The following is a 26711-nucleotide window of genomic DNA, read 5'->3' on the forward strand; positions in this document are numbered from 1 at the left end:
GACCCACACGGTCCGCGACCGACCGGCCCCTCGCCGTCACGACGCCCGGTCGGAATGCGGCGCCCGCGCCTCGTTCTCCCCCGCCACCGCTTCCGTCTCCGGTTCGCCCCAGGTCTCGACCGTGGCGAAGCCCTCGAGGCCGTCGCGATCGTCCTCGAAGGCGTGATCGACCTCGACGAAGGTGTCGGGATAGAAGCCGTTGAAGCGGGTCCTCAGCGACAGCGAATAGGCGCCGATGTGGCCGATCTCGATGAAGTCGCCGGTATCGACCGTCGACGGCAGCCAGAACGGCCGCGACAGGATGTCGACCGAGTCGCAGGTCACGCCGCAGATGCGGAAATCATCGAGCCGGGTCGGATCGCCCACCCGCCGCTTGCGCGCCGGATCGGGGATGAGGCGGGCCGGCAGGGTGATCTTGCCGGTCCAGCTGTCGGAGAGCGACCCCCAGATCCCGTCGTTGATGTAGATGCGCTTGCCATCGCGCAGCAGGACCCGCACGATCACCGACAGCGAGCGGGCCACCATCACCCGCCCCGGTTCCGCCACCAGCTCGACGTCGTCGAAGCCGTGTCGGGCGACGTCGGCGGCGATGTCGCGCGTGAGCCGCGCCGGATCCGGCACCGCCTTCTCCGGCCCGCGCGGATCGCGACCGTAGGGCGCGGGAAAGCCGCCGCCGATGTCGAGCCCGACGAGCCGCACCCCGGCCTGCCGCCGCACCTGCGCGGCGAGCGCCAGCGCCGTGTCGTAGGTGGCGATGTCCTCGACCTGGGAACCGACGTGGAAGCAGATCCCCGGCCGGAACCCGTGCCGCTCGACCCGTTGCAACAACTCCACCGCTTCACCCGGCGCCGCCCCGAATTTCTTCGAGAGCTCGTAGGCCGCATGGCCCTTGGTGGCGAGGCGGACGAACAGCGAGATCTCGCCGGGATCGAGATCGAGCGCCTGGACGACGAGACGGATCTTCTCGAACTCGTCCGGATGGTCGAGCGCCATGGTGCGGATGGAGAAACGCTCGAGCGCCGTGCGGATGTCGGAGAGCGCCTTGACCGGATGCATGTAGAGTTGCTCGGCCCGCGGCGCGACGCCGGCGACCGCCTCGAACTCGTGCCGCGAGGCGACGTCGAAGGCGCCGACCCCGGCCTCGGCGATCGTCTTCAGGACGAAGGGCTCGCCGTTGGTCTTCACCGCATAGGCGACCTTGCCCGGGAAAGCCTCGAGGAAGGTCTTCACGTCGCGGGTGAGCACCTTCGGCCGGAAGCAGTAGACCGGCGAATCCGGCCTCAGCTTCAGCGCCGCTTCGCGGCCGGTCTCGAACCTCGGCATGGTCATGGGCGTCCTCCCGACGTGGTCGTCGGGAGGATCGTGCAGGATCGGGTCATCGTCCAGATGCGCGCTCGCTCATTCCTCGATGTCGGCGTCGTCGGCCCACCCGTCGTCGAGACCGCCGCTCTTCGAGCCCTCGCCGATCGAACCGGTGATGATCGAATCGTCCTTGAAGAACGAGAACATCCGCCCGCCCTGCGGCACCGGGATGTCGCCGCCGCGGCAGACGCGCCGGCCCTTGGAATGGCGGGCGAGATCGAGGTGCAGATGGTCCTGGTGCGCGGCGTTGGCGCCGGGGCCGAGCACCGTGGTGAAGTCCTGACAGGCGTCGCCGCCGACCGCACGCAGGAAGTTCGCCTCCGACGCGTCGGCCGATCGCCAGCCCGACTTCACCCGCACGGTGCGCCCGTCGGCGAGCTTGAAGCCAGAGACGTCGATGGCGTTCATGTAGGCGTGTTCGGACATCTGCCGGTGGCCGGAGATGTTGCGGCAGGAATAGGTGCCCATGTGTTCGACGCCGACCACCGGCTGGCCGAACTGCGCCATCGCCTGCGGCTGGACGATGCGTTCGAGCCAACTGTCGACCGCCGCCACCATCGGGCAGTTCATGTCGGTCGGTTTGCTGAGCGGCACCTTGTAGGAGCGCCCGACCGCCGAGACCTTGAACGGCCGATCGGCACCGCAGGCCCCCGGACCGTCGTATTCGCCCATCGGACGCACGTCCGGTCCCGGCACCACGGCGCCGGAGGAGAGGCAGGCCGACTCGGCCTTCGAGCGCCAAGCGGCGCGCTTCGGCCCCCACCAGGAGCCGAACAGGGAGCAGCCGCCGACCGAGCCCGCGACCGTGCAAGCGAGAACGAGATACAGAGCACGCTTCATGATCTCGACGATGCGCGCCAATTCGGAAAGGGTCCGTTAACGTCACCGTGCCCGATCGCCGCGAATCGGCCGAAATGCGCCGCGAGAAGGGCGCGAACCACACGGCCCCCCCGCGATGCCGTCCCGCGCCGCCGCCCCCGCTCTCCTCGCGCTCCTTCTCGCCACCGCTGCAGCGGCGGCCGAAACGCCGGCGCCGCAGTGCGGCGCGCCCTGGTCGCCGGCGGAGAAGGTGGTCCACCCTCGCGCGCCCGGCGCCGCCGTCGCGATGCCGGATCTCGCCGCACTCCCCGCCGCCGCACCGCTCGCACCGAGCTTGCGCGGTTCGGTCCGCCGGGTCGACCTGCCGCCGGGTGTGAAGCTCGTGGCGCTGACCTTCGACTTCTGCGAGACCGCCGGCGAGGTCGCCGGCTACGACGGCGAGATCGTCGACGAACTGCGCCGCCGCAGGATTCCGGCGACCCTCTTCGTCGGCGGCCACTGGGCCGCCACCCATCCCGGCCGTTTCGGCGAGATGGCCGCCGATCCGCTGTTCGAGATCGCCAACCACACCTGGAGCCACGCCAATCTGCGCTTCGCCGAGGGCGACAAGCTGCGGCGCGAGATCCTCGCCCCCGAGGCCGCCTTCCGCGCCGCGGTCACCGGTCCGATCTGCCCGCACCCCGACGCCCGGGGTGCGACGCAGCGATCGAAATATCTGCGCTTCCCCTTCGGCGCCTGCGATGCCCGCTCGCTCGCGGCGGTCGCCGATGCCGGCATGGCGGCGATCCAGTGGGACGTGTCGACCGGCGATCCCTCGCCCTTCGTCTCCGCCGACGCGATCGTCGCCACGACGCTGGCCTCCGTCCGCCCCGGCTCGATCGTTCTCGCCCACGCCAACGGCCGCGGCTTCCGCACCGGCGCCGCCCTGCCACGCATCCTCGACGGGCTGGCGAAGCGCGGCTATCACTTCGTCACGGTCGGCGAACTCCTCGCCGCCGGCCGACCGGTGATCACCGAGACCTGTTTCGACGCCCGCCCCGGCGACACCGACAAATACGACGCCCGCGGTCGCAAGCCGAACCCGAAGCCTCTGCCCGAGCCGCAGAAGCCGGGCATCCCGGGCATACCGAGGGCCGCCGCCCCGAGCGGCCCTTCCGCCCCGGCCGCACTTCCGTTGCGCCCCTCCATCGTGAAGCCGACGCCATGACGACGCCCACCCCGCACCCCGCCCCCTTCTCGTCCGCGACCCACGACCTCGGCGTCTGCGTTCTCGGCCCGCTCGGCGACGACGTCGAGGAGATCGCCGCCCGCATCGCCACCCTCGATCCCTGGGCCTCGATGGGCCGCCCGGTATCGAGCTTCGTCGCCTACATGACCCGGCCGATGGCGGCGACCTTCCGCTATGCGGTGCGCATCGACGGCCGCCCGGTCGGCTTCGTGTCGCTGCGCCACCCGTTCATGCGCGGCCCCTACGTCGAGGTCCTCGCCCTCTTCGAAGAGGCGCAGCGCCGTGGCATCGGCCGCGCGATCGTCGACTGGATGGGCCGCGAGGTCGAAGGCGAGGCGACCAACATCTGGCTCTGCGTCACCGACTGGAACGCGCCGGCCCGCGCCGCCTATGCCGCCCTGGGCTTCGTCGAAGTGGGCCCGCTCCCCGACATCGCGATCCTCGGCCAGACCGAGTTCTTCCTGCGCAAGGTACTCGGCCCGCCGCTCGTCTGATCACCCGCGTCGCGGAGTGAGGAACGCGGCCCGAAGATCCCTGTCCCGCCGCCCCTTTCCCTTTGCGATCGAAGAGCCCATTCTTCTCGTGTTCGACCGTTTCGCGACAGGAGGCGACCCGCCATGGAGACGATCCTGATCACCGGTGCCAACCGCGGCATCGGCCTCGCCCTCGTCGAAGCCTTCGCCGGCCGCGGCGATCGGGTGATCGCCACCGTGCGCAAACCCGAACACCTCGAGAGCCTCGCCGCGGTGATGGCGCAGCACCCCGACCGGATCGAGGTGCACCACCTCGAGGTCACCGACGCCGCTTCTCTCGCAGCCCTCGCCGAACGTCTCGCCGGCCGGCCGATCGACGTGGTGATCAACAACGCCGGCACGAAGGGACCGGAGCGCCAATCGACCCTCGACATGGATTTCGACGGCTGGATCGAAACGCTGAAGGTCAACACCCTGGCGCCGCTCGCCGTCGCCCAGGCGTTCCTGCCCAACCTGCGGCTCGGCTCGCATCCCAAGATCCTCTCGGTGTCGAGCGGCATGGGGTCGATGGCCTTCACGCGCTCCGAACACGTCGCCTATCGCAGTTCGAAGGCGGCGCTGAACAAGGTGGTGCAGTGTCTGGCCACCGACCTCAAGGGCGAGGGCATCGCCGTCGCCGCCTGCCATCCCGGCTGGGTGAAGACCGAGATCGGCGGCCCCGACGCCGAGATCACACCGGAAATGAGCGCCACCGGCATCACCCGCATCGTCGACCGCATGAGCCTGTCGCACTCGCCGGAGTTCCTCGCCTGGGACGGCGCCACCGTGCCCTGGTGAGAGCCCTCGGCCTCGCCGGCGCCCGTCGCCGGCGAGGCCGTCCTTTCGCTGATGCGGAAACTTTTTGTCGGAATTCGACGGCATTGCAGCGACGAATTGCGCTTCCGCGAGGGGACACTCGCATTTACCCTTCCTTCGTGGACAGAAGAAATGAGGGAGGAACGATATGACCGCCATGTTGAGCCGGACCGTCGAAATCGTGATGGTCAGTGCCGCGTTCTTCGTCGTCACCGCCATCGTCGTCGGGATTCTGTGAGTTCGGTTTCGACGAGGCCGAGCGGCCCAGCCGCTCCCACCCGATGAGACAGAGCGGCCGAGCCGCTCTCGCAGTTTCGAAAGGCCCGGTCGCCCGATCGGGCCTTTCGCTTTTCTCGGCTGCTCCGATGCCCCCTTCGAGGTCCGGCGTGTCGCGAATGTCGCACCGCGACGGCGACGCCGATCCTTACCGACCTTTAAGTCGACATGGTCGTGGCGTCTGATACGCGAGAGACGACGGCGACGACCCGCGCGCCGCCTCTTTCGCGCTCGGAGATACCATGACCACGCTCGACACCACCGCCCGTCCCCTCGCCTGGGACCCCGTCACCAAGGCCCTGCACTGGTCGATGGCGCTGCTCATCCCGCTCGCCTGGGTGATCGGCGTCGTCGCCGAGGATGCCGCGCGCGAGACCCGCGGCACGCTGATGTTCGCCCACAAGAGCGTCGGCGTCCTGATCCTGGCGCTTCTCGCCCTGCGGCTGCTGTGGCGCGCCACCCATACCGCGCCCGAGACCGAGAAGACCCCGTTCGAGCCCTGGGCCGGTCTCGCCGCCAAGGCCGGACACGCCCTCCTCTATCTGCTGATGATCGGCGTGCCGATCGGCGGCATCGTCACCTCCTTCGCCAACGGCCGCTCGGTGCCCTTCTTCGGCCTCTTCGAGATCGCCTCGCCGTGGGCGACCAAGCAGCCCTTCGAAGGCACGGTCTCGGAGATGCACGAGATCTTCGCCCACCTGCTGATGCTCGTCGCCTTCGGTCACGCCGTCGCCGGCATCCTCCACCACGCGGTGCTGAAGGACCGCACGCTGATCAAGATGAAACCCTTCGCCAAGGGTTGAAGCGAACCGCACTCCGCCGAGCGATCGCAGGGCTGCGACGTCCGCCCATTCGCCGAAACGAAGAGAGCCCCGGATCGTCTCCGGGGCTCTCTTCGTTTCGCGCGCCTGGAACGCCTCACTCCGACGCCAGGATGACGTTGCGGACGATCGGGTAGATCTGGTGCTCCCAGCGCTTGCCGGAGAAGACGCCGTAGTGGCCGACGCCGGCCTGCATGTGGTGGCGCTTGCGATAGGGCTTCAGCGACGGCGTCAGATCGTGCGCCGCCGCGGTCTGGCCGAGCGAGCAGATGTCGTCGCGCTCGCCCTCCACCGTCAGGAGCGCTGTGCGGCGGATGGCGCGGGTGTCGATCTTCGAGCCGCGGAAGGTCATCTCGCCGCGCGGCAGCCGCGCCTCCTGGAACACCCAGCGCACCGTCTCGAGATAGAACTCGGCGGCGAGATCGAGCACGGCGAAATACTCGTCGTAGAAATCCTTGGTCGCCCTGGCCTTCTCGTGTTCGCCCTTGGCCAGGTTCTCGTAGAGTTCGGCGTGCGCCTTGATGTGACGGTCCATGTTCATCGACATGAAGGCGGAGAGTTGGACGAAGCCGGGATAGACCCGCCGTCCGGCGCCCGAATAGCGCCCCGGCACCGATGCGATGAGATTGCGCTCGAACCACTCGATCGGCTTCGACGTCGCCAGCTCGTTGACCTTGGTCGGGTTGACGCGCGTATCGATCGGCCCGGCCATCAGCGTCATCGATCGCGGCTGCGCCGGGTCGTCGGTCTCCGCCATCACCGCCGCCGCCGCCATCACCTGCACGCAGGGCTGGCACACCGCCACCACGTGGGTGCCGGGGCCCATGATCTGCAGGAAGGTGATCAGCGTCTCGACGTAGTCCTCGAATCCGAAGCCGCCGCGCGCCAGCGACACGTCGCGGGCGTTGTGCCAGTCGGTGATGTAGACGTCGTGCTCGGAGGAGAGCGTCTTCACCGTGTTGCGCAGCAGCGTCGAGAAATGACCGGACAGCGGCGCGACGACGAGGACGCGCGGCTGCGGCGACGCCACGTCCTTCTTGAAGTGGAGCAGCGTGCCGAAGGGCGCGACGAAGCGCGGCTTCTCCTCGACCTTCACCATCTCGTTGCCGACCATCACCTCGTCGATACCGTAGGACGGACGGGTGTGGCTGAGGCCGGCGCGGGCGATCATCTCGTAGGCCGCCGCCAGCGACGCGAAGCTCGACGCAGCACCGTTCGCGGCTCCGGTCCCGAGCATCCGCAGCATCGACACGGCGACAGTGCGGATCGGGTCCATGAGCCCGTTCTGGCTCTCGTAGGCGAGATAGAGCATCGACCCGTCACCGGCGGAGGAAGTTGGGGCATCGCCGCCGGTCTCTCCCCTGACGGCCGCGATACGTGAAAAGCCTAGTGCAATTTACTCGCACGTGCGAGATAATTCTCACATTCCACGGGCCGCCCTTCGTCGATCCCCGTGGCCATCCGAGACCCGTCCGATCACCGGGCTCTCGGTCCAGGGAGGACGGGTTCGATGTCCACGGCGACGCTCACCATCTCGAGCAAGAACTACTCGTCCTGGTCGCTGCGCGGCTGGTTGCTCTGCCGCATGAGCGGGCTCGCCTTCGAGGAGCGCGTCCTGCCGATCGACGATCCGAACACCCGCGCCGAACTGCTGCTGCTCTCGCCGTCGTTCCTGGTGCCGTGCCTGACCCACGACGGTCTCGACATCTGGGACACGCTGGCGATCGCCGAATATCTCGACGAGTTGAAGCCGAAGGCCGGCATTCTTCCGAAGGAGCGCGTCGCCCGCGCCCATTGCCGCTCGATCGCCGGCGAGATGCATTCCGGCTTCGCCAACCTGCGTTCGGCGCTGCCGATGAACCTCAAGGGGCACTACCCGAACTTCAAGGTCTGGGCCGGTGCCAACGGTGACATCGAACGCATCGCAACCATCTGGAAGGAAGCGCTCGCGCTCTCCGGCGGACCGTTCCTGTTCGGCGAAACGCCGACACTCGCCGACGCCATGTACGCCCCCGTCGCCGCCCGCTTCACCACCTACGACGTGAAGCTCGACCCGACCTGCGAGGCGTACCGCCGCGCCATCATGAACTGGGCGCCGATGCAGGACTGGATCGCCGCGGCGCTCGCCGAACCCGAGGAACTCGACGAACTCGACGTCGAGTTCTGACGCCGACCCTTCAGCCGGTCGCCTCTCGGGTGATCCGCGTCACCGCGGGCGCACCCGCCGCGGCCTCCGCCTCGAGCGCCTGACGCGCCGCGATCACCGCCGCGCCGAGCCGGCCGACGAGATCGGGACAATCCATGAGGCCGACCTCGCGGATCGCCGTGATCGCCGCCACGACGCCGGCACAGCCGACGTTCGACGCCGCCCCCGTCAGCGTGTGCAACACCCGCCGCACCCCGTCGCGATCGCTCGCCGCATAGGCGCCGGCGAGCTCGTCGACGAGCGCCGTGGCATCGGCGACGAAGACCTCGGTGAGTTCTGCGACGCCGTCCTCGCCGATCTGCTCGGCGAGATGGCGCCGGTGGACACGATCGAGCACGCTCGATGCGCCGGCCGTCTCTTCGGCGAATGTGGCCGGCACGACCGATGCCGTCGCGACGTCGCCCGGACCCGCCACGTCGATCTCCGGCAGATGCGCCGCCAGCGCCGCCCGGAGACGATCGCGGGTGACCGGCTTCATCACGAAATCGTCCATCCCCGCCTCGAAACAGGCCGCCCGGTCGGAGGCGAAGGCGTTGGCGGTGAGGCCGACGATCGGCACCGACGCCGACGTGCCGCCGTCGGCGCGGATCCGCCGCGTCGCCTCGAGCCCGTCCATCACCGGCATCTGCATGTCCATCAACACCAGATCGACACCGCCCTTGGCGAGACGCTCGACCGCCTGCAGACCGTCGACCACCGTCTCGGTCGAGAGCCCCATGCGGCCGAGGATGCCGACGGCGACCTTGCGATTGACCGGATTGTCCTCGACCACCAGCACGTGGCCGGTGAAGCGTGTTTCCACGCCGCGCGGGCGCGCCGCGTCGAAGGCGGACGAGGGCGCCGTGCCGGCGACCCGGTGCGTGAGAATGCGGGCGAGACGCCGCGTCGTCATCGCCCCGTCGACCACCGCCGACACCCGCCCGGCGAGCGTCCGCGTCCCGAAGCCGAAGACCACCGCCGCGACCGGATCGATCGCCTCCGGCCCGCCTTGGCGCGCCTCCCACCCGGCGTGATCGACGACCGTGAGATCGACCGGGACGCCGTGTCGCCAGAACGGAACGATCTCCACGCCGAGCGCCCTCAGATCGCGGGCGAGCGCCGTGCGCACCAGCGGCGAGGCGGCGAGCGGCGCACCCTTGAGGCCGGCGCCGGGCAACGTCTCGACGGCGCCCTCGACGACGCCCACCGGCACGTCGATCCAGAAGGTGGTACCGCGCCCCTCGACGCTGTCCACGCCGATACGGCCCTGCATCGCCTCGACGATGCGCTTGGAGATGGCGAGGCCGAGGCCGGTGCCGCCGAAGCGCCGGCCGATCGAGGCGTCGGCCTGCGAGAATTCGGTGAAGAGACGGCCGACGGCGCTCGCGGCGATGCCGACGCCGGTGTCCTCGACCTCGATGCGCAGTCGCCGTCCGCCGTCGAAGCCGACCACCTCGCGCGCCCGGATCACCACCGCGCCGTAATCGGTGAACTTGACCGCGTTGCCGACGAGATTGATCAGCACCTGACGCAGCCGCGTCGGATCGGTCTCGTAGGCCGCGAGCGGATAGGAGGCGACGAAGTCGAGCCCCTTCGCCTCCGCCTTGGGCGACAGCATCTCGACCACACCGTCGATCACCTCGGCGAGTTCGATCGGCCGCCGCTCGAGATCGATCGTGCCGGATTCGAGCTTGGAGAAGTCGAGGATGTCGTTGATCAGCGCGATCAACGCGTCGGAACACTGACGAATGGTCGACAGTTGTTCGATCTGTTCGGCGTCGAGCCTACCCGTCGACATCAGTTCGGCGGTGCCGATGATGCCGTTGAGCGGCGTGCGGATCTCGTGGCTCATGGTGGCGAGGAAGGCGGATTTCGCCTTGTTGCCCGCCTCCGCCGCCTCCACCGAGCGGCCCAGTTCTTCGCTGAGCCGTTGCAGACGGAAGCGCGAGATCTCGTTCTGCTTCAACTGGCGCCAGATCATCACGATCACCGCGCCGACCGCCGTCATCAGCGCCAGGACCGTGCCGGCGAGCCAAGCGTAGATGCGCGAGGTCGCCTCGCGATCCTCCACCTGGATGGAGAGTTGCACGTGGTTGGTGGCCTGGAGCAGGGCTTCGGTCGCCGACCGCAACGCCGTGACCTTGTCGATCGCCGTCTCGAGATCCGCCGCATCCGCTTGTTTCTCCGCGGCGAACCGGTCGAACAACGGCAATAGGTCGTGAATCTGCCGACTGAAGGCCTCCGTCAATCGCTGAAGCTTGCCGTCCGAACGGAACTTGCCGGGGAAATCCGCCTCTTCCATCACCTCGTGACGGCTGTAGAGGATGTCGAAACGCTGCAAGACCTCGTCGAACGTCCCGTTCGAGTGGCCGCTTGCGAAGTCGTGCAGGGCGAAATACAGCCTGCCGACCTCGCGATCCGTCTGATAGGTCGCCCACAGGGCATCCTCGCGGATGCTCACCGCCGACGAGTTCTGCCGGACCCACAGCGCGTGGAAGAACGCGATCACCGCGGCGAGAAGCATCAGACCGACGGCGATCAGCGACACCAGTCCCTTGTTGCGCACGACCGCCGCGCGCACCAGAGGCCACTTCGACGACGGCTTCGACATGGCGATCCCCCTCCGGCCGAGACGCGGCGAAGGCCCGCCGATCATCGGCGGGCCTCGCGGCTCACTGCACCTCGATCGACTTCACCTGCCACGCCGAGCGCGAGAAGATCTTCTCGTTGTAGAGCGCGTGATCGAGGTCGAAGGGATAGATGACGAAGATCGGTCCCTTGTCGCGCACCGGCATCGGCTTGCCGTCCTTGCGGGTCGCCAGGATCACCGGCCACTTGCGGAAGTCCTCGACCGGCACTTCGACGGCGTAGTCGTTGAGCGCCACGATCTTCAGCGTCGTGCCCGACGCGCCGATCTGGTCGAGGAGCGCCGCGCCGAGCGGCCCTTCGAACTTCACCTTGCCCTTGGTCCAGGGCGTCTCGGTCTCGGTGGCCCGGCCGGGCAGCGCCTCGAGCATCGCCAGATCGTAGGTCGCGGCGCCGCCGGCGTTGGCCTTTGCGATCTTGCCGGTGATGGTCAGGATCACCTCGCCGGTCGGCGTGGTGAGCCCTCCGGCATGAGCCGACAGGATCGCGGCGGGCGAGGCGAAGAAGCCGAAGCCGAGCGCGGCCACGGCGAAGAGGGCGGTGCGAAGGCTCATACGGGCGTTCCTTCGTTACGGGTGTCGGGGATGTCGGCGGCGCCGGGATCTTCCTCGTGGCGGGATTCTCACGCCGCCGCTTCGTCGTGATGTGCGGTGCCGGCGATGGCGACGATCTCGTCCCAGCGGGCGAAGAACGCCTCGACGCAGGCGGGATCGAAATGCTTGCCGGTGTTCTCCTCGATGAGGGCGCGCGCCTTCTCGAGCGGCCAGGCCGGCTTGTAGGGACGCACCGACATCAGCGCGTCGAAGACGTCGGAGAGCGCCGTGATGCGCCCGGCGAGCGGGATCGCCTCGCCGGAAAGACCGCGCGGATAGCCACGCCCGTCCCAGCGCTCGTGATGTGACACGGCGATGTCGGCGGCCATCTGCAGCAGGCGCGACTTCGACCCCTCGAGGATGTTCCAGCCGAGCGTCGCATGGGTCTCCATGACCCGGCGCTCCTCCGCCGACAACGGCCCGGGCTTGAACAGGATCTCGTCGGGAATGCCGACCTTGCCGACGTCGTGCATCTGGGAGGCGATCTCGACGAGACGGCACTCCTCTTCCGGCAGGCCGAGTTCCTCGGCGACGATGCCGCAGATCCGCGACATGCGGGCGATGTGGTCGCCTGTGTCGGTGTCGCGCCGTTCGGTCGCCTTCGACAGGCGCCAGATGATCTCGCGCTCGCGTTCGATCAGATCGCGGGTCTTCTCCGCCACTTCGGCGTCGAGCCGGGCGGCCCGTTCGGCGAGCCGCTTCTGCGCCCCGCGCAACGCCAGGAGATTGCGCATCCTGACCTTGAACTCGATCGGCTCCAGCGGCTTGGTGAGGAAATCGGTCGCCCCGGCCTCGAGCGCCTCGATGGTGACGTCGCGCTCGTCGACCGTCGTCACCATGACGATCGGCACGTGCTCGTGGCGCGGCATGGCGCGCATCCGGCGGATGAACTCGATGCCGTCGATCTCCGGCATGCGGTAGTCGACGAGGACGATGTCGACCTCGGTATCGGCGAGCGCGGCGAGCGCGGCCCCCGGATCGGTGAAGGCGAGAGCTTCGCAGCCCTCCATCCGCGTCACCAGATGTCGCACCAGCACCAGATTGGTCATGTTGTCGTCGACCATCAGAACCGTATGCATCGCATGCCTCCGTTCCATGGCCTCAGTGAATCCACGGATTGCGACTTTCATCAACAGAATACATACGCGATACGCGCAAAACGTCTTGCATGAGTGAATTGAATATGAATCCAATTATAAGGAAAGAATGAAGGCAGTCGCGACGGATACGTTTACGATGAGAGATCATTACTTTTTTTACTAAGATTTTAGCGAGCCCCCGGTATCGAGCCGCGATCACCGCCCCGGCGAGACCGTCACGATCCGGCACGGACCGGGTTCGCCCGGCGAACCCTTGACGCGACCGAGCGGCTTTCTCCGAAAGAGGGCTTTCCAACCGCGCCGCGCCGACTTAATCCATTCGACGGGAAAGCGACCGGGACGGAACATGGCGCGCACGACGGGATCGAACGGCGAGAAGACCGCTGCCGCGGTGCGCGAGGCCGGCATCCGCCTGATCTGGCAACACGGCTTCGAGGCGATGAGCCTGCGTCGCCTCGCGGCGGAAGTCGGCATCCAGCCGGGCTCGCTCTACAATCACTTCGAGACCAAGCAGGCGCTGCTCTACGACATCGTCCGCGATCACATGGAGACGCTGCTCGCCGCCTGCGACGCGGCGCTCACCGAACCGGTCGAGCCGCGCGACCGGTTGATCGCCTTCGCCGGCTTCCACCTGCGCTACCACATGACCCGGCGCATGCTGGTCTACATCGCCAACTCCGAATTGCGCAGCCTCGAGGCGGAGAACCGCGCCTCGATCGTCGCCTTGCGCAAGCGCTACGAGCAGAAGCTGACCGACATCCTGGTGGCCGGCGCCGAACGCGGTTTCTTCCGCGTCGCCGATCCGCGCGTCACCACCTTCGCCCTGATCTGGATGCTCACCGGCATCTGCGAGTGGTATCGCCCCGGCGGTCGCATGAACGAGGACGAACTCGTCGCCCTCCACGTCGACATGGTGCTCGGCGCCGTCGACGCCCGCTGACCCTGAATCGCGCGACCGCGGCTCACTCCGCGTCCGCCTGCCGCCCCGGTACGGCGTCGGCGAAGGCGGCCATCTCCATCGCCGCCGCCTCGGCCGCGAGCAGCCGCGGGAAGCGCGACACGTCGACACCGAAGCGCCGGGCGTTGCCGAGCTGCGGCACGACGCAGATCTCGGCGACCGTCGGCCGATCGCCGAAGAGGAACCCGCCGGGCCGATCGGCGACCATCGCCTCGCAGGCTTCCAGTCCTTCGGCGTTGACCGCCGCCGCCCAGGCGGTGACCCGTGCATCGTCGAAGCCGGCGTCACGGCGCAACCGGTTCAGTACCCCGAGGTTCTGCACCGGGTGGATCTCGCAGGCGATCGCCAGCGCGACGGCCCGCGCCTTCGCCCGCTCGAGCGGATCGGTGGGCAGCAGCGGCGGCGTCGGACGGGTCTCTTCGAGCCATTCGAGGATGGCGAGCGACTGGGTGAGCATCGTGCCGTCGTCGAGTTCGAGCACCGGCACGAGACCCTGAGGATTGCGCGCCAGATGCGCCGCCTCGCGCTGTTCGCCCTTGCGCAGATGAACGAAGACGTCGTCGTGAGCGAGCCCCTTGAGCGCCAGCGCGATCCTGAGCCGCCAAGCGGCGGAGGAACGGAAATAGCCGTAGAGCTTCATGGTGATCCTCATGCCTGTGGTGCCGTGCTCCCTCTCCCGGGGCGAGGGCTTCTCGTCACGTCCGGCGGCGCGCCGCCTCCCCCTCCCCCTCCCCCTTGCGGGGGAAGGAAGTGCCTGCGGCGCAGCCGTTCCCCGTCACCACCCCTCGCGCACGTGCGCCGGCAGGATCTCGCCTTCGCAGGTGCCGAAGCCGATCGAGAGGCCGTCCCGCTTCGCCCGGCCGGTGATGATCACCGTGTCGCCGTCCTCGAGGAAGGTCCGCGTCGAACCTTCGGAAAGCGTGATCGGCCGCTGGCCGTTCCAGGTGAGCTCGAGCAGCGAACCGAGGCTGTCCGGCGTCGGTCCCGAGATCGTCCCCGAACCGATGATGTCGCCGATGTTCATGGCGCAGCCGCAGATCGCGTGATGGGCGAGTTGTTGCGCCGTCGACCAGTACATGTGGGCGAAGTTGGTGCGCGAGATCACCGTCACCTCGCTCGCCCCCTTCGGGCGGATCGCCACCTCGAGTTCGACGTCGAGGTTCATCGGCCCAGGCTGCCGCAGATAGGGCAGCGGCGCGGGATCCTGTGCCGGTCCGTCGACCCGGAACGGCTCCAGCGCCTCGGCGGTGACGATCCACGCCCCCATCGAGGTGGCGAAGACCTTGGCCTGGAACGGTCCGAGCGGCACGTATTCCCAGGCCTGGATGTCGCGCGCCGACCAGTCGTCGAGCAGCGCCCAGCCGAAGATCGCTGCGTCGGCCTCGGCGACGGTCATCACCTCGCCCATCGGGTTCGACCGCCCGACGACGCCCGCCATCTCCAGTTCGAAGTCGAGCTTCCGGCACGCCCCGAAGGACGGCGCCGGCGCGCTCGGCGCCTTCATCTGCCCGAGCGGCCGGCGAACCGGCGTCCCCGAGACGACCATGGTGGAAGCTCGCCCGTTGTAGCCGATCGGAATCGACAGCCAGTTCGGCAACAGCGGCTCGGCGTCGGGCCGGAACATCTTCCCCACGTTGGTGGCGTGTTCGCGCGACGAATAGAAATCGGTGTAGCCGCCGACCGAGACGGCGAGATGCATCTCCGCCGCCGCGACCGGCACCAGCGCCCGGGTGCGCAGGATCGCGTCGTCGCGCAGCGTCGCGACGTCGGCGCGGAGCAGCTCCGACAGCCGCGCCCGCACCGCCGACCACGTCCCGCGCCCGAGGGCGATGAAGGCGTCGAGCGTGCCGGTGGCGAAGACGCCCTTCGGCAGCGACGCGTCGAGGAGCCCGGCCGCCTGCAACGCGTCGACGTCGAGGACACCGGCGCCGATGCGGATGCCGGCGCGCCGCCGCTCGTCGCCCTCGGTGGAGAAGATCCCCCACGGCAGGTTCTGGATCGGAAAGTCCGACCCTTGCGCGCTCGCCACCCAGGAGACGAGAGAGGGATCGTTGGTCGGGTTCATGAGTCTCGTACTCCGATCGATGCCCCCGTCTGACGGACCGGGAAGAAGTGCTGTCGAAGAAGGCCGCGCCGCCTGCGTCCCCTCCCCCCTCGAGGGGGGAGAGGACCGGATGAGAGGGTCTTCGCTCCGGCGTGCCGTCCCGGTCGAGGAGAGGCCCCTTCACCCCTCGAGCGCCGCCCACATGTCGCGGTCGCGCTCCGCGGTCCAGATCCGCGGATGGTCGAGCCCCTGCGCCTCGTCGAGGGCGCGGGTGACGTCGAAGGGCAGACAGTGATCGAAGATCACCCAGTGGCCGTACTTCGGCTTCAGCGCCGCGTAGGTGTCCTTGTAGATGCGGTTGAGGTCGTGCCCCGCCGCGGCTCCCGCCTTCACCGAGGCATAGAGATCGACGAGGAAGGACCGCGTCCCCTCGATGCCTTCCTTGACCTTGTCCTTACCGACCAGCGCCTCGCCGCGCCCCGGCACCAGCGCCACCGGATCGAGCGCCGCGATGCGGTCGAGGGTCGCCGGCCAGTCGCCGAAATGGGCGTCGCCGGCATAGGGCGTGGCGCCGTATTCGACGAGGTCGCCGGAGAACACCACGCCCTCCTGCGGCAGCCAGGCGATGGTGTCGCCCTTGGTGTGGCCGCGGCCGATCTGATCGAGCACCACTTCGACCTTGCCGAGACGGATGGTCAGCTTCTTGTCGAAGACGATGGTCGGCCAGGTCAGCCCCGGCACGCTCTCCACCGCCCGGAACAGGCGCGGGAAGCGGCCGATCTCGCTGTCCTTGTCCTGCTCGCCGCGCTCGACGATCATCTCCCAGGTGGCGCGGCTGGCGACGACGTTGCGGAGGCCCGCCGAGCGATAGCCCTCGGCGCCGAGGACGCGCACCGCGTGATAGTGCGACAGCACCGCCCATTCGATCGGCTTGTCCGTCACCTCGCGGATGCGGCGGATGACGTCCTGCGCCATCACCGGCGTCGCCTGGGTGTCGAGCACCATCACCGAGTCGTCGCCGATGACGATGCCGGTGTTGGGATCGCCCTCCGCCGTGTAGGCCCAGGCGTGCTCGGAGATCTGAGCGAAGGTGACCTTCTTCTCTTCGAGGTCGGCCTGCGAGGCGAAGGCCTTGGTCGTCGACATGGGGCACGTTCCTTTCGAGTGGTGGGGCGTCGGCTCACATGCCCAGATAGGCGCGGCGGACGTCGTCGTTCTTCAGAAGCTCGGGACCCGATCCCTCGAGGGTGACCGAGCCGGTCTCGAGCACATAGGCGTGGTCGGCGACGGCGAGCGCGGCACGGGCGTTCTGCTCGACCAAGAGGATGGTGATGCCGGCCTCCTTCAGCATCTTCACGATGCGGAAGATCTCCTCGACGATCAGCGGCGCCAGACCCATCGACGGCTCGTCGAGGAGCAGCAGCTTCGGCCGGCTCATCATGGCGCGACCCACCGCCAGCATCTGCTGCTGGCCGCCCGAGAGCGTGCCGGCGGAAAGCTTGCGCCGCTCCCGCAGGATCGGGAAGAGGTCGTAGACCTCGTCGAGCCCGGCGCGGATCTCCGAGGACGGCCGCGTGTAGGCCCCCATGACGAGGTTGTCCTCGATCGACATCGGCCCGAACACCTGGCGGCCTTCCGGCACCTGGGCGATGCCGGCGCGCACCCGCGCGTCCGCCCGCATCCGGGTGATGTCCTGCCCGCCGTAGCGGATCGCCCCGACCGCCGCCGGCTGGACGCCGGAGATGCAGCGCAGGAGAGTCGTCTTGCCGGCACCGTTGGCCCCCACCAGCGCGACGAGTTCGCCGGCGCCGATCTCGAGGCTCACCCCGTGCAGCGCCTCGATGCGGCCGTAACGGCAGGTGAGGTCGGAGACCGCGAGCAGCGTCCCCTCGGCCTTGGCGCGCCGCGGGGTGAGCTTCTCCACCACCGTGTCGGAATGGCCGCCGAGCCCTTCCGGCGCCGGCAGCAGCGCTGTTATGCGGGCGCGCAGGAGCGCGATCTCGGCCGGCGCATGCGGATCGCCGAGCGGATCCACATGAGCGTCGAAGGACGCGTCGACGTCGGCCCAGTCCTCCGCCGTCAACACCTTGCGCGCCAGCGGGAAGGTCACGTCCTCCTCGAGCCGCATGTGTTCGCCGAGGCGAGTGCGGAACGAGCCGATCTCCTCGACCAGCTTCGCCGCCCGTTCGCCCTCCGGCGCCACCGGTTTTCCCGCGACCGGCCGCGCCAGATCGCGGATCCGCTCGACCTGATGCGGGCTCATCTCGTGGTCGCGTTCGAGCCGGTCGATGATCGCCGCGGCTTCGTTCGATCGCCGCCGGATGCGGGCGAAGAGCAGGTCGCTCTCTTTCGGGTGATGGAACCGTTCGGTGAAGGTCTCGAGATAGTCGGCGATCAGCGCCACAGTGGCGAGGTCGGTCGCCCGATCCTGTGCCGCGCGCTCGCCGGCGAGGCGATCGGCGAGGACGCCGAGCGCGTTGGTGACGCGCCACATGTTGCGATGTTCGGCTTCGATGACGCCAAGCGCTCGCATCTCACACCCCCTCGCTCTCGGCGCCGAGATAGGCGGCGACGACGTCGGGGTTCACCCGGATCTCGGCCGGCGTCCCCTCCGCGAGCTTCTTGCCGTAGTCGAGCACGACGATGCGATCCGAGACGTTCATGACCAGCTTCATGTCGTGTTCGACCAGCACCACGGTGACGCCGGTCTTCCCCAGTTGCGCGATCAGGTCCTCGATCTCGTGCGTCTCGGTGTGGTTGAGGCCGGCGGCCGGCTCGTCGAGGAAGAGGATGCGCGGGTTCGCCATCAGCGCCCGGGCGATCTCCAGCCGCTTCAGCGCCCCGTAGGGCATCGAGCGCGCCTCGGCCCCGATGTAGGCGCCGCAGCCGACGAACTCCATCGCCTCGGCGGCGCGGATGCGCGTCGCCTTCTCGCGGCCGCCGAACGAGGCGAGACCGAGGAGGCCGGCGACGACGCTCGAGTTGAGCCCGAGATGCGCACCGGTCATGACGTTCTCGATCGCCGAGAGGTTCATCGAGATCTGCAGGTTCTGGAAGGTGCGGCTCATGCCGAGCGCCGCGAGCTTCTCCGGCGCCTCGCCGCCGATCTCCTGCCCCTCGAAGCGGATCGAGCCGGAGGACGGCGTGTAGACGCCGGTGATCAGATTGAAGAGCGTCGTCTTGCCGGCGCCGTTGGGACCGATCACCGCGTGGATCGTGCCCTTGGTCACCTCGAAGGTGACGTCGGAGACCGCGGTGACGCCGCCGAAGGACTTGGTGAGGGTCTCGACCTTCAACATGCCTCAGCCCTCCCGCCGGATCAGACGGAGAAGCGACGGCACGATACCGCGCGGCAGGAAGATCATGGTGGCGACCAGGATGACGCCGAAGATCACCGTCTCGAACCCTTCGAAGTGGGCGAGGAGATCCGGCAGCAGCGACAGCAGCGCCGCCCCGAACACCGACCCCCAGATCGACGCCATGCCGCCGACCACCACCATCGTCACCAGTTCCACCGACTTGTGGAACGAGGCGACCTGCGGGGTGATGAAGCCGAGATAATGGGCGGTGAGCGATCCCATGATCGCCGCGACCACCGCCGAGAGCACGAAGACGCGGGTCTTGAACGAGGCGGTGTCGATGCCGACCACCCGCGCCGCCACTTCCGAGCCGTGCAGCGCCCGGAGCGCCCGGCCCGCCGGACTCTCGACCAGATTGCCGGCGACGAGAATGGCGACGACGAGAAGCCCGGCGAAGACCGGATACCACACCCGCTCGCCATAGAGCCGGATGCCGAAGACCGAGAGATCGCCGACCGCCATGCCGTCCGGCCCGCCGGTGAGGCTCGACTCGTTGGTCAGCACGATGGTGACGATGATGCCGAGGCCGAGCGTCGCCATGGCGAGATAGTGGCCCTTGAGGCGCAGGATGACGCGGGCGACGATCCAGGCGAGAACGCCGACCACCGCCGCCGAGACGACGAGGGCGACGGGCGCCTTCCAGTCGTAGTGCGTCGTCAGGATCGCGGAACCATAGGCGCCGAGACCGAAGAAGCCGGCGTGACCGAGACTGATCTGGCCGCAGTAGCCGATCAGCAGGTTGAGTGCGATGGCCAGCACCGCGTTCGCCATGATGCGGATCACCACGTCGAAGTAGAAGGCGTTGGGCAGCACCAGGGGCAGCACCGCCAGCACGGCGACGAGCACCAGGGTCGGCGCGTGACGCGTCGCCAAGGACGGCGCGGTGGCGAGCGCCGCCGCCGCCGTCTCCGGCGAGGCGCGACCGAGGATCGAAGAAGTCGAGGCGTCGTTCATCGTCCCCTCACACGCGATCCGACGACCCGAGACCGAAGAGGCCGCGCGGTCTGACGACGAGAATGACGAGCACCAGCACGAAGGGCACCGCGTCCTTGTAGGAGGAGGAGACGTAGCCCGCCGTCATCGTCTCGATCAGGCCGAGCAGCACGCCACCGGCGATCGCTCCGACGCCCGAGCCGAGCCCGCCGAAGGTCGCCGCGACGAAGCCCTTGAGGCCGAGCATAAGGCCGGCGTCGTAGGAGGTGGTGGCGATCGGCGTGATCAGCACGCCGCCGACCGCGCCGAGCGCCGCGGCGAGGCCGAAACTGGCGAGCAGCACCTTCTTGACGTCGACGCCGACGAGCTGCGCCGCCAGGCGATTGTGGGCGGTGGCGAGAATGCCCTTGCCGGTGCGGGTGCGGCCGAAGAAGACGGCCAGCGCCACGACCACCACCGCGGTGACGACCATCACCCACAGGCTCTGCGGCAGCAGCGTCGCCCCGCCGATGGCGATCGGCGTGTCGCCGGAGAAATGCGGCAGCGTCAGATTGCCCTTGCCGAGGGTCACTTCGACGACGCCGCGCAGGATCATCGACACGCCGATGGTGATGATGATGATCGAGGTGATGTCGGCGTCGCGCGCCGGCTCGATGGCGAGCTTCTCGACCAGCAGGCCGACGAACGCCACCACCAGGATCGCCGCGAGGACCGCGAGCGGCAAGGGAATGCCCGAGGCGGCCAGCACCGCCGCCACCATGCCGCCGAGCATGATGAACTCGCCCTGGGCGAAATTGATGACGCCGGAAGCGTTGTAGATCATCGAGAAGCCGAGCGCCGACAAGGCGTAGGTCGCGCCGACCGTCAGCCCGCTGAACAGCAACTGCAGAAACTGCGACATGGGGCTCTCCGGCTCCGCTCGGTCGTCACGAGGGGCGTCGCGCGAGAAACGTCGGAAGAGGAACCGGGAGCGCGAGCCGCGCCCCCGGTCGATCACGAGGCGCTCGTCAGTCGACGAGAGTCCACTTGCCGCCCTTGATCTCGAGCATCTTGAAGGCGGTGACGTCGAGGCCCATGTGGTCCGTCACGCTCATGTTGACGACGCCACCGGTGCCGACGAAGCCCTTGGTCGCTTCGATGGCGTCGCGCACCTTGGCCTTGTCGGTGGTGCCGGCCCGCTTGACCGCATCGGCGTAGATCATCAGCGCGTCGTAGGCATGACCGCCGAAGGTCGACACGCCCGACTTGAAGGCTTCGGTGTAGGCCTTCGAGTAGCCGACGACGACCGGCTTCTGCGGGTCGTTCGCCGGCAGGTCGTCGGCGACGATCAGCGCCGCCGCGGGCAGGCGCACGCCCTCGGCGGCATCACCGGAGAGCTTGATGTAGGACTCGGAAGCGACGCCGTGGCTCTCGTAGTGCGGCAGCTCGAGGCCGAGCTGGGCGATGTTCTTGGTGACGATCGCCGGACCCTGACCGAGACCGAACACCAGGAGCGCCTGAGCGCCGGCGATGCCCTTGATCTTGGTGAGCTGGGCGGTGACGTCGGTGTCCTTCGGTCCGTAGGTCTCGTCGGCGACGATCTCGATGCCGGCCTTGGCGGCGGCGGCGATCGTCTCCTTGCGGCCCGACTGGCCGAAGCCGGAGGTCTCGGAGAGCAGCGCCAGCTTGGAGAAGCCGCGCTTCTTCATGTCGGCGAAGACGCGCTCGGCCGCCATGCGGTCGGTGTGCGGGGTCTTGAACACCCACTTCTTCACCGGCTCGACGATGACCACCGCGCCGGCGAGGCTGATGAACGGAACTTCGGCCTTCTCGACCAGCGGCACCATGCCCATGGTGGCGCCGGTGGTGGTGCCGCCGAGGATGACGTCGACCTTGTCGTCTTCGATCAGACGCTTGGTGAAGCCGTTGGCCTTGGCCGCGTCGGAGCCGTCGTCGTAGGTGACGAGCTCGAGCTTGCGGCCGAGCAGGCCGCCGGCCGCGTTCAGCTTCTCGACGTAGAGCTGCAGCGTCTTGGCTTCCGGATCGCCGAGGAAGGCGGCCGGGCCGGTGACGGACAGCACCGAACCGATCTTGATCGGATCGGCGGCGAGCGCGGGAACCGCCGCGACGGCGGCGAACGAAAGGGCGGCGACCGCCGTCTTCACGAATCTCTGCATCGGATTTCCTCCCGGTCGAATGGGGTCGGTTCATGCCCGACCCTCGGCTTCTGGAGACACATGATACATTGACCAACCGGTCGGTCAACTATCTTCGCTCTCCGTCTTTCACCACCCCGGCCTCGTCGAGGCGAGACGGCCATGATCGGCCCCGGCCGAGGCCGGCGCAACCCGCACTCATTCGCCTCCGACCCGCCCTCCGGCGACCTTCAGCGCCTCGCTCAACACGGCGCGGTCGCCGATGTGGTTGGCGAGAACGAGAATGAGCTTGCAGTTCACCATCTGCGCCTGAGCGTCGGTCATGTCGCGCTGGCTGTCGATCAGCTCCTGATAGAAGCCGTCCGGGTCGGGAATGTTGGGATCGAGGTTCAGGTTCACGGCGTCTCTCCTCCGGCGGCCGAGGCGCGGGCGATGGCGGCGGCGATCTTCGCGGCGTCGAAAGCGCGCCAGCGCGCGGCGACGTGTTGATCGGGGCGGACGAGATAGGTGGTGCCGGCCGCACCGTCGTAGCGCGCCGCGACGAGACCCTTCACGTCGACGACATCCTCGCCGATCGAAACGACCTTCGCCTCGATCTCGCCCCGGCGCACCGCCTTCGTCGGCGCCGGGCCGAAGGTGAGGACGGTGAAGCCGTCGCCCAGATGATGCAGCAGCCAGTCGTCGCGACCGTCGACCGTCACCGGCGCGTCGGCGCAGTTGGTGCCCGGCGCCATCTTGCTCGCGAAGGCCTCTTCGTCGGGCGTGACGAGCGACGAGCCGACATAGGGCGTCGGCGTCGACAGCCGCCCCGAATTGACCAGCGGCCGCGCGAAGGCGTGATCGGCGGCGAGCTCCAGCACGGCGTTGCGGAAACGCCGACTCATCTCGCTCTTCGGCGTGATGAAGTCGGTCGAGCGGGTCGACTGGAGGAGATTGTCGTCGGCTGCGAAGGCGCGCTCCTCGTGATAGCTGTCGATCAGCGCTTCCGGCGCCGCGCCGTCGAGGACGAGCTTCAGCTTCCAGCCGAGATTGTCGATGTCCTGGACGCCGGTGTTGGCGCCGCGCGCGCCGAAGGGCGAGACCTGATGCGCCGCGTCGCCGGCGAAGATCACCCGGCCGTGGCGGAACTGGTCGATGCGGCGGCAGGCGAACTGGTAGATCGACACCCACTCGAGTTCGAATTCGGTGTCTTCGCCGAGCATCGCCTTCAGCCGCGGGATCACCTTCTCCGGCTTCTTCTCCTCGTTCGGGTCGGCGTCCCACCCGAGCTGGAAGTCGATGCGCCAGACGTCGTCGGACTGCTTGTGCAGCAGCGTCGACTGGTTGCGGTGGAACGGCGGATCGAACCAGAACCAGCGCTCGGTCGGGAAGTCGGCCTTCATCACCACGTCGGCGATGAGGAAGCGATCCTGGAAGAAGCGGCCGGTGAACTCCGCCCCGACCATCTTGCGCGTGTCGGAGTTGGCGCCGTCGCAGGCCACCACCCAGTCGGCCTCCATGGTGAAGATCCCGTCGGGCGTCTCCACCGTCAGGACCGCGTGGTCGGCCTCCTGACGCAGCGCGATCACCTTGTGCTTCCAGCGCAGGTCGACGTTCGCGAGCCCGCCGATCGCTTCGATCAGATACTCCTCCAGATAGTACTGCTGGAGATTGATCATCGCCGGCATCTCGTGATCGGCCTCCGGCAGGAGGTCGAACCGGTAGCGCAGGTCGTTCTCGAAGAAGACCTTGCCGACCTTCCACGACACACCCTTCTCCACCATCGGCGTCGCGCAGCCGAGGCGGTTCCAGATCTCCAGCGGCCGCTTGGCGTAGCAGACGGCGCGGCTGCCGATCGACACCGTGTCGTTGTCGTCGAGCACCACGGTCGCGATGCCGCGCTTGCCGAAATCGAGCGCCGCGGTCAGGCCGATCGGACCGGCACCGATCACCACCGCCGGGTGACGGACGACACGGCCCTCCGCCTGTTCCGCCGAGCGCCGATGGGCGAACTTCGGATAGGTGTAGGTCTTCAGCATGGACACTCTCCCCCGGGGGCGGCCCGCCGTCGCCGGCCCCGCTGAGGGCCGAAGGTCGCGACGGGCTCGTTGGTGCGGGATCGCTCGGGATCAATCGGTCCCGAATTCCTTCTCGTGCAGCCAGGCGGTGTGACGCGGCGGCTTCTTGGTGACCGCCCACTCGTCGACCATCTCGTGCGCGACCGCCTTCATCTTCGCCATCTCCTCCGGCGTCGTCGTCCAGGCGGCGAGCTCGAGGCGATGGCCGGACGGATCGAAGAAGTAGATCGACTTGAAGATGGCGTGGTCGGTCGGCCCGACCACCTCGATCCCCGCCGCCTCGCAGCGCGCCTTCACCCTCGTCAGAACGTCGATGCCGGCGACCTGGAAGGCGATGTGCTGGGTCCAGTCCGGCGTGTTGGGATCGCGTCCCATCGGCGGCGAATTGGGCAGCTCGAAGAAGGCGAGGATGTTGCCCATCCCCGCATCGAGGAAGATGTGCATGTAGGGATCCGGTGCCTTGGTCGACGGCACCTTGTCCTCGGCGATGGCACCGATCAGGTCCATGTCGAGAATCCGGCCGTAGAACTCGACCGTCTCTTTGGCGTCGCGACAACGGTAGGCGACGTGGTGGATCTTCTCCACGATCATGGGCGTCTCCCCTCGGATCTGGCGTCCGTCGATCCAATCGGTAACAACTGTTACCATCTGCGACAAGCTGTCTCGGTCGCATCTGCCACCGTCGTTCGCAATGCGAACGCAAAAAAGCGTCCTGGCATCGCGCCGCACCCCAGAGCGGCTTGCGAAGATCCGCCGTTTCGGCCGATATTGTCGTTGTCGGTGAAGATCTTCGGAAGATCGCCACGCCGCTTCCCCACCGCAGTGCCATCTCGCAGCTGCGAAGATGGTAACAACGGATACTCGATCGGACGGACCCCATGGCGCACGGCGACGACCTCACCGCGACGGATGCGGAAGCGACGGCGGAGACCGATCGCGGCCGCGGCGGTGTCGACGGGTTCGATCTGACCGGCTTCTTTCCCTATCGTCTGGCGGTCCTCGCCGAGCGGGTGTCGCTCGCCGTCTCCCAGCTCTATGCCGACCGTTTCGATCTCACTCGCGCCGAGTGGCGGGTGATCGCCGCGCTGGGCGCCAACCGCACCATGTCGGCGCGCGACATCGGCCCCTACTCGACCCTCGACAAGATGCAGGTGTCGCGTGCCGTCGCCCGCCTCGAGGAGCGCGGCCTCCTGCGCCGCGAAGACCACGCCGGTGACCGCCGCACCAAGATCCTGTCGCTGACACCCGCCGGACGGACGCTCTACCGGCGCATCGTGCCGTTGGTGCGAGCCCGCGAAGACGATCTCCTCGCCGCGCTGGAGCCGGCCGAACGCGCCCTCTTCGAACGCTGTATGCGCGACGTCCAGGCGCGCGCCGACGGCCTCATCGCCCGCGGCTGATCGACGCCACGGAGCCTCCGCGACGCTCCTCGGCACCCGCTCCGGTAGGGGCTCCGGGTTGCCGAAAACTCGTGCGACGAAAGTCGGTTCACCCTCTTGACCGTACGTCCGGCGATCGGGCCTACTGACCGCCTCGTGACGATCTCATGACGGTGACGTCGTCGTCGCAGGCCACCCGAGAGGCCGCGGGAATCGCAGCGTTTCGCCCGACACGAAAGTGTCGTCTCGTCTTGGTAGCCAACCTCGTCGTGCATCTCGTGAAGATGTTCGCCGCGCGCCGACCGGGTCGGTGAGACGGGGTTGTAAGGTAAGGGGTGTCGCAAGTGATGAAGACCGAACGTGCTCTGATGATCTCCGTGGCCGTCGCCGCGCTCGCCGGCTTCGCCGGGACCGCTTCGGCCCAGTCGATGGACGAACTGGTCGCCGCGGCCAAGAAGGAAGGCCAGCTCACCGTCATCGCCCTGCCCCACGACTGGTGCGGCTACGGTGGCCTGATCGACAGCTTCAAGGCCAAGTACGGTCTCACCGTCAACGAACTCAACCCCGACGCCGGCTCCGGCGACGAGATCGAGGCGATCAAGGCCAACAAGGGCAACAAGGGCCCGCAGGCCCCCGACGTCATCGACGTCGGCCTCAGCTTCGGCCCCTCCGCCAAGGCCGACGGCCTGATCCAGCCCTACAAGGTCGCGACCTGGGCCTCGATCCCCGACACCGCCAAGGACGCCGACGGCTTCTGGTACGGCGACTACTACGGCGTCCTCGCCTTCGAGGTGAACAAGGACATCGTCAAGACCTCGCCGACCGACTGGGCCGACCTCCTGAAGCCCGAGTTCAAGAACGCCGTGGCGCTCGCCGGTGATCCGCGCGCCTCCTCCCAGGCGATCCAGGGCGTCTACGCCGCCGGCCTCTCGGCTGCGGGTGGCGACGCCGCCAAGGCCGGCACCGCCGGCCTCGACTACTTCTCCAAGCTGAACAAGGCCGGCAACTTCGTGCCCGTGATCGGCAAGGCCGCCTCGCTGGCGCAGGGTGCCACCCCGGTCGTCATCCGCTGGGACTACAACGCCCTCGCCGACCGCGACACCCTCAAGGGCAACCCGCCGGTCGACGTCGTCATCCCCAAGACCGGCGTCGTCGCCGGTGTCTACGTCCAGGCGATCTCGGCCTACGCGCCGCACCCGAACGCCGCCAAACTGTGGATGGAGCACCTCTATTCCGACGAGGGCCAGATCGGCTGGCTGAAGGGCTACTGCCACCCGATCCGCTTCAACGATCTCGCCTCCAAGGGCAAGATCCCGGCCGATCTGCTCGCCAAACTGCCGCCGGCCGAAGCCTACGCCAAGGCGACCTTCCCGACGCTCGCCGAACAGTCGGCCGCCAAGGAAGTGATCACCAAGCAGTGGGACGCCGTCGTCGGCGCCAACGTCACCAAGTGAGCCACGTTCCCGGCCGCCGATCGCGACGATCGGC

Annotated in this window: 25 protein-coding genes and 1 pseudogene; 8 read left to right on the forward strand and 18 right to left on the reverse strand. The window is 68.3% G+C overall.

Going from position 1 to position 26711, the window contains the following annotated elements:
• Window positions 1-36: 36 nt before the first annotated feature.
• Together V7Q42_RS14430 and V7Q42_RS14435 are read right to left on the reverse strand one after the other, a co-directional pair.
• Entirely contained in the window at window positions 37-1323 is a 1287-nt protein-coding gene (locus tag V7Q42_RS14430; RefSeq protein ID WP_333824822.1) for an ornithine decarboxylase, read from the reverse strand.
• Window positions 1324-1398: 75 nt separating this feature from the next.
• Window positions 1399-2202 (reverse strand): extensin-like domain-containing protein, encoded by an 804-nt coding sequence (locus tag V7Q42_RS14435; protein WP_333824793.1) that lies wholly within the window; start codon window positions 2200-2202, stop codon window positions 1399-1401.
• A gap of 115 nt (window positions 2203-2317) precedes the next feature.
• On the opposite strand from V7Q42_RS14435, the gene V7Q42_RS14440 reads away from it, so the two are divergent.
• From V7Q42_RS14440 to V7Q42_RS14455, 4 genes are all read left to right on the forward strand, one after another.
• Window positions 2318-3388, forward strand: a complete 1071-nt coding sequence (locus V7Q42_RS14440; protein ID WP_333824794.1) for a polysaccharide deacetylase family protein — start codon at window positions 2318-2320, stop codon at window positions 3386-3388.
• Window positions 3385-3903, forward strand: a complete 519-nt coding sequence (locus V7Q42_RS14445) for a GNAT family N-acetyltransferase (protein ID WP_333824795.1) — start codon at window positions 3385-3387, stop codon at window positions 3901-3903. Before V7Q42_RS14440 ends, V7Q42_RS14445 begins: the two co-directional genes overlap by 4 nt.
• A gap of 123 nt (window positions 3904-4026) precedes the next feature.
• The gene (locus tag V7Q42_RS14450; RefSeq protein ID WP_333824796.1) at window positions 4027-4719 is read left to right on the forward strand and encodes an SDR family oxidoreductase; all 693 of its coding nucleotides are present in this window, start codon (window positions 4027-4029) and stop codon (window positions 4717-4719) included.
• A 536-nt stretch (window positions 4720-5255) separates the two neighbouring features.
• A complete protein-coding gene (locus tag V7Q42_RS14455) occupies window positions 5256-5816 on the forward strand; it encodes a cytochrome b (RefSeq protein ID WP_333824797.1) in 561 nt (186 codons plus the stop codon).
• A gap of 115 nt (window positions 5817-5931) precedes the next feature.
• Here the strand turns inward: V7Q42_RS14455 and V7Q42_RS14460 are convergent, their stop codons facing one another.
• Window positions 5932-7146, reverse strand: coding sequence for a polyhydroxyalkanoate depolymerase (locus tag V7Q42_RS14460; protein ID WP_333824798.1), 1215 nt, complete (start codon window positions 7144-7146; stop codon window positions 5932-5934).
• Between the two features lie 198 nt (window positions 7147-7344).
• Between V7Q42_RS14460 and V7Q42_RS14465 the strand changes: the two genes are divergently transcribed.
• A complete protein-coding gene (locus V7Q42_RS14465; RefSeq protein WP_333824799.1) occupies window positions 7345-8001 on the forward strand; it encodes a glutathione S-transferase family protein in 657 nt (218 codons plus the stop codon).
• Window positions 8002-8011: 10 nt separating this feature from the next.
• Here the strand turns inward: V7Q42_RS14465 and V7Q42_RS14470 are convergent, their stop codons facing one another.
• From V7Q42_RS14470 to V7Q42_RS14480, 3 genes are all read right to left on the reverse strand, one after another.
• Window positions 8012-10630: an ATP-binding protein gene (locus V7Q42_RS14470; protein WP_333824800.1), complete on the reverse strand. Its 2619-nt coding sequence runs from the start codon at window positions 10628-10630 to the stop codon at window positions 8012-8014.
• A gap of 61 nt (window positions 10631-10691) precedes the next feature.
• Complete coding sequence (locus tag V7Q42_RS14475) at window positions 10692-11219, reverse strand: hypothetical protein (RefSeq protein WP_333824801.1); 528 nt, start codon at window positions 11217-11219, stop codon at window positions 10692-10694.
• A gap of 68 nt (window positions 11220-11287) precedes the next feature.
• A complete protein-coding gene (locus V7Q42_RS14480; protein ID WP_333824802.1) occupies window positions 11288-12337 on the reverse strand; it encodes an HD-GYP domain-containing protein in 1050 nt (349 codons plus the stop codon).
• Window positions 12338-12704: 367 nt separating this feature from the next.
• Here V7Q42_RS14480 and V7Q42_RS14485 point away from each other — a divergent pair, with 367 nt between their 5' ends.
• Window positions 12705-13298 carry a TetR/AcrR family transcriptional regulator gene (locus V7Q42_RS14485; protein ID WP_333824803.1) on the forward strand — a complete coding sequence of 198 codons (594 nt, stop codon included), beginning with the start codon at window positions 12705-12707 and terminating at the stop codon, window positions 13296-13298.
• A gap of 22 nt (window positions 13299-13320) precedes the next feature.
• Here V7Q42_RS14485 and maiA read toward each other — a convergent pair whose 3' ends face one another.
• The 12 genes and pseudogenes from maiA to V7Q42_RS14545 all read right to left on the reverse strand — a co-directional run bounded on the left by maiA (window position 13321) and on the right by V7Q42_RS14545 (window position 24435).
• Window positions 13321-13956: a maleylacetoacetate isomerase gene (maiA, locus tag V7Q42_RS14490; RefSeq protein ID WP_333824823.1), complete on the reverse strand. Its 636-nt coding sequence runs from the start codon at window positions 13954-13956 to the stop codon at window positions 13321-13323.
• 135 nt (window positions 13957-14091) lie between these two features.
• Window positions 14092-15381, reverse strand: coding sequence for a fumarylacetoacetase (gene fahA / locus V7Q42_RS14495; protein WP_333824804.1), 1290 nt, complete (start codon window positions 15379-15381; stop codon window positions 14092-14094).
• Between the two features lie 159 nt (window positions 15382-15540).
• The gene (locus V7Q42_RS14500; RefSeq protein ID WP_333824805.1) at window positions 15541-16506 is read right to left on the reverse strand and encodes an MBL fold metallo-hydrolase; all 966 of its coding nucleotides are present in this window, start codon (window positions 16504-16506) and stop codon (window positions 15541-15543) included.
• Between the two features lie 34 nt (window positions 16507-16540).
• Complete coding sequence (locus V7Q42_RS14505; protein WP_333824824.1) at window positions 16541-17242, reverse strand: ABC transporter ATP-binding protein; 702 nt, start codon at window positions 17240-17242, stop codon at window positions 16541-16543.
• A 222-nt stretch (window positions 17243-17464) separates the two neighbouring features.
• Window positions 17465-17893, reverse strand: a pseudogene (locus V7Q42_RS14510) (hemerythrin domain-containing protein); the annotation flags it as partial.
• A 1-nt stretch (window position 17894) separates the two neighbouring features.
• Window positions 17895-18659: an ABC transporter ATP-binding protein gene (locus V7Q42_RS14515; protein ID WP_333824806.1), complete on the reverse strand. Its 765-nt coding sequence runs from the start codon at window positions 18657-18659 to the stop codon at window positions 17895-17897.
• A 3-nt stretch (window positions 18660-18662) separates the two neighbouring features.
• Window positions 18663-19673: a branched-chain amino acid ABC transporter permease gene (locus V7Q42_RS14520; protein ID WP_333824807.1), complete on the reverse strand. Its 1011-nt coding sequence runs from the start codon at window positions 19671-19673 to the stop codon at window positions 18663-18665.
• A 7-nt stretch (window positions 19674-19680) separates the two neighbouring features.
• Window positions 19681-20553, reverse strand: a complete 873-nt coding sequence (locus V7Q42_RS14525; RefSeq protein ID WP_333824808.1) for a branched-chain amino acid ABC transporter permease — start codon at window positions 20551-20553, stop codon at window positions 19681-19683.
• Between the two features lie 106 nt (window positions 20554-20659).
• A complete protein-coding gene (locus V7Q42_RS14530) occupies window positions 20660-21808 on the reverse strand; it encodes an ABC transporter substrate-binding protein (RefSeq protein WP_333824809.1) in 1149 nt (382 codons plus the stop codon).
• A gap of 177 nt (window positions 21809-21985) precedes the next feature.
• Entirely contained in the window at window positions 21986-22186 is a 201-nt protein-coding gene (locus V7Q42_RS14535) for a DUF2783 domain-containing protein (RefSeq protein ID WP_333824810.1), read from the reverse strand.
• Complete coding sequence (locus V7Q42_RS14540; RefSeq protein WP_333824811.1) at window positions 22183-23805, reverse strand: FAD-dependent oxidoreductase; 1623 nt, start codon at window positions 23803-23805, stop codon at window positions 22183-22185. Before V7Q42_RS14540 ends, V7Q42_RS14535 begins: the two co-directional genes overlap by 4 nt.
• A 90-nt stretch (window positions 23806-23895) precedes the next feature.
• The gene (locus tag V7Q42_RS14545) at window positions 23896-24435 is read right to left on the reverse strand and encodes a VOC family protein (protein WP_333824812.1); all 540 of its coding nucleotides are present in this window, start codon (window positions 24433-24435) and stop codon (window positions 23896-23898) included.
• 287 nt (window positions 24436-24722) lie between these two features.
• Between V7Q42_RS14545 and V7Q42_RS14550 the strand changes: the two genes are divergently transcribed.
• Both V7Q42_RS14550 and V7Q42_RS14555 read left to right on the forward strand, forming a co-directional pair.
• A complete protein-coding gene (locus V7Q42_RS14550) occupies window positions 24723-25244 on the forward strand; it encodes a MarR family winged helix-turn-helix transcriptional regulator (protein WP_333824813.1) in 522 nt (173 codons plus the stop codon).
• 347 nt (window positions 25245-25591) lie between these two features.
• The gene (locus tag V7Q42_RS14555; RefSeq protein WP_442958206.1) at window positions 25592-26677 is read left to right on the forward strand and encodes an ABC transporter substrate-binding protein; all 1086 of its coding nucleotides are present in this window, start codon (window positions 25592-25594) and stop codon (window positions 26675-26677) included.
• The last annotated feature ends 34 nt before the right edge of the window (window positions 26678-26711 follow it).

Origin of the sequence: Pinisolibacter sp. (genome assembly GCF_036782435.1) — a bacterium.
In the GTDB taxonomy this organism is placed as follows: domain Bacteria; phylum Pseudomonadota; class Alphaproteobacteria; order Rhizobiales; family Ancalomicrobiaceae; genus CALBKH01.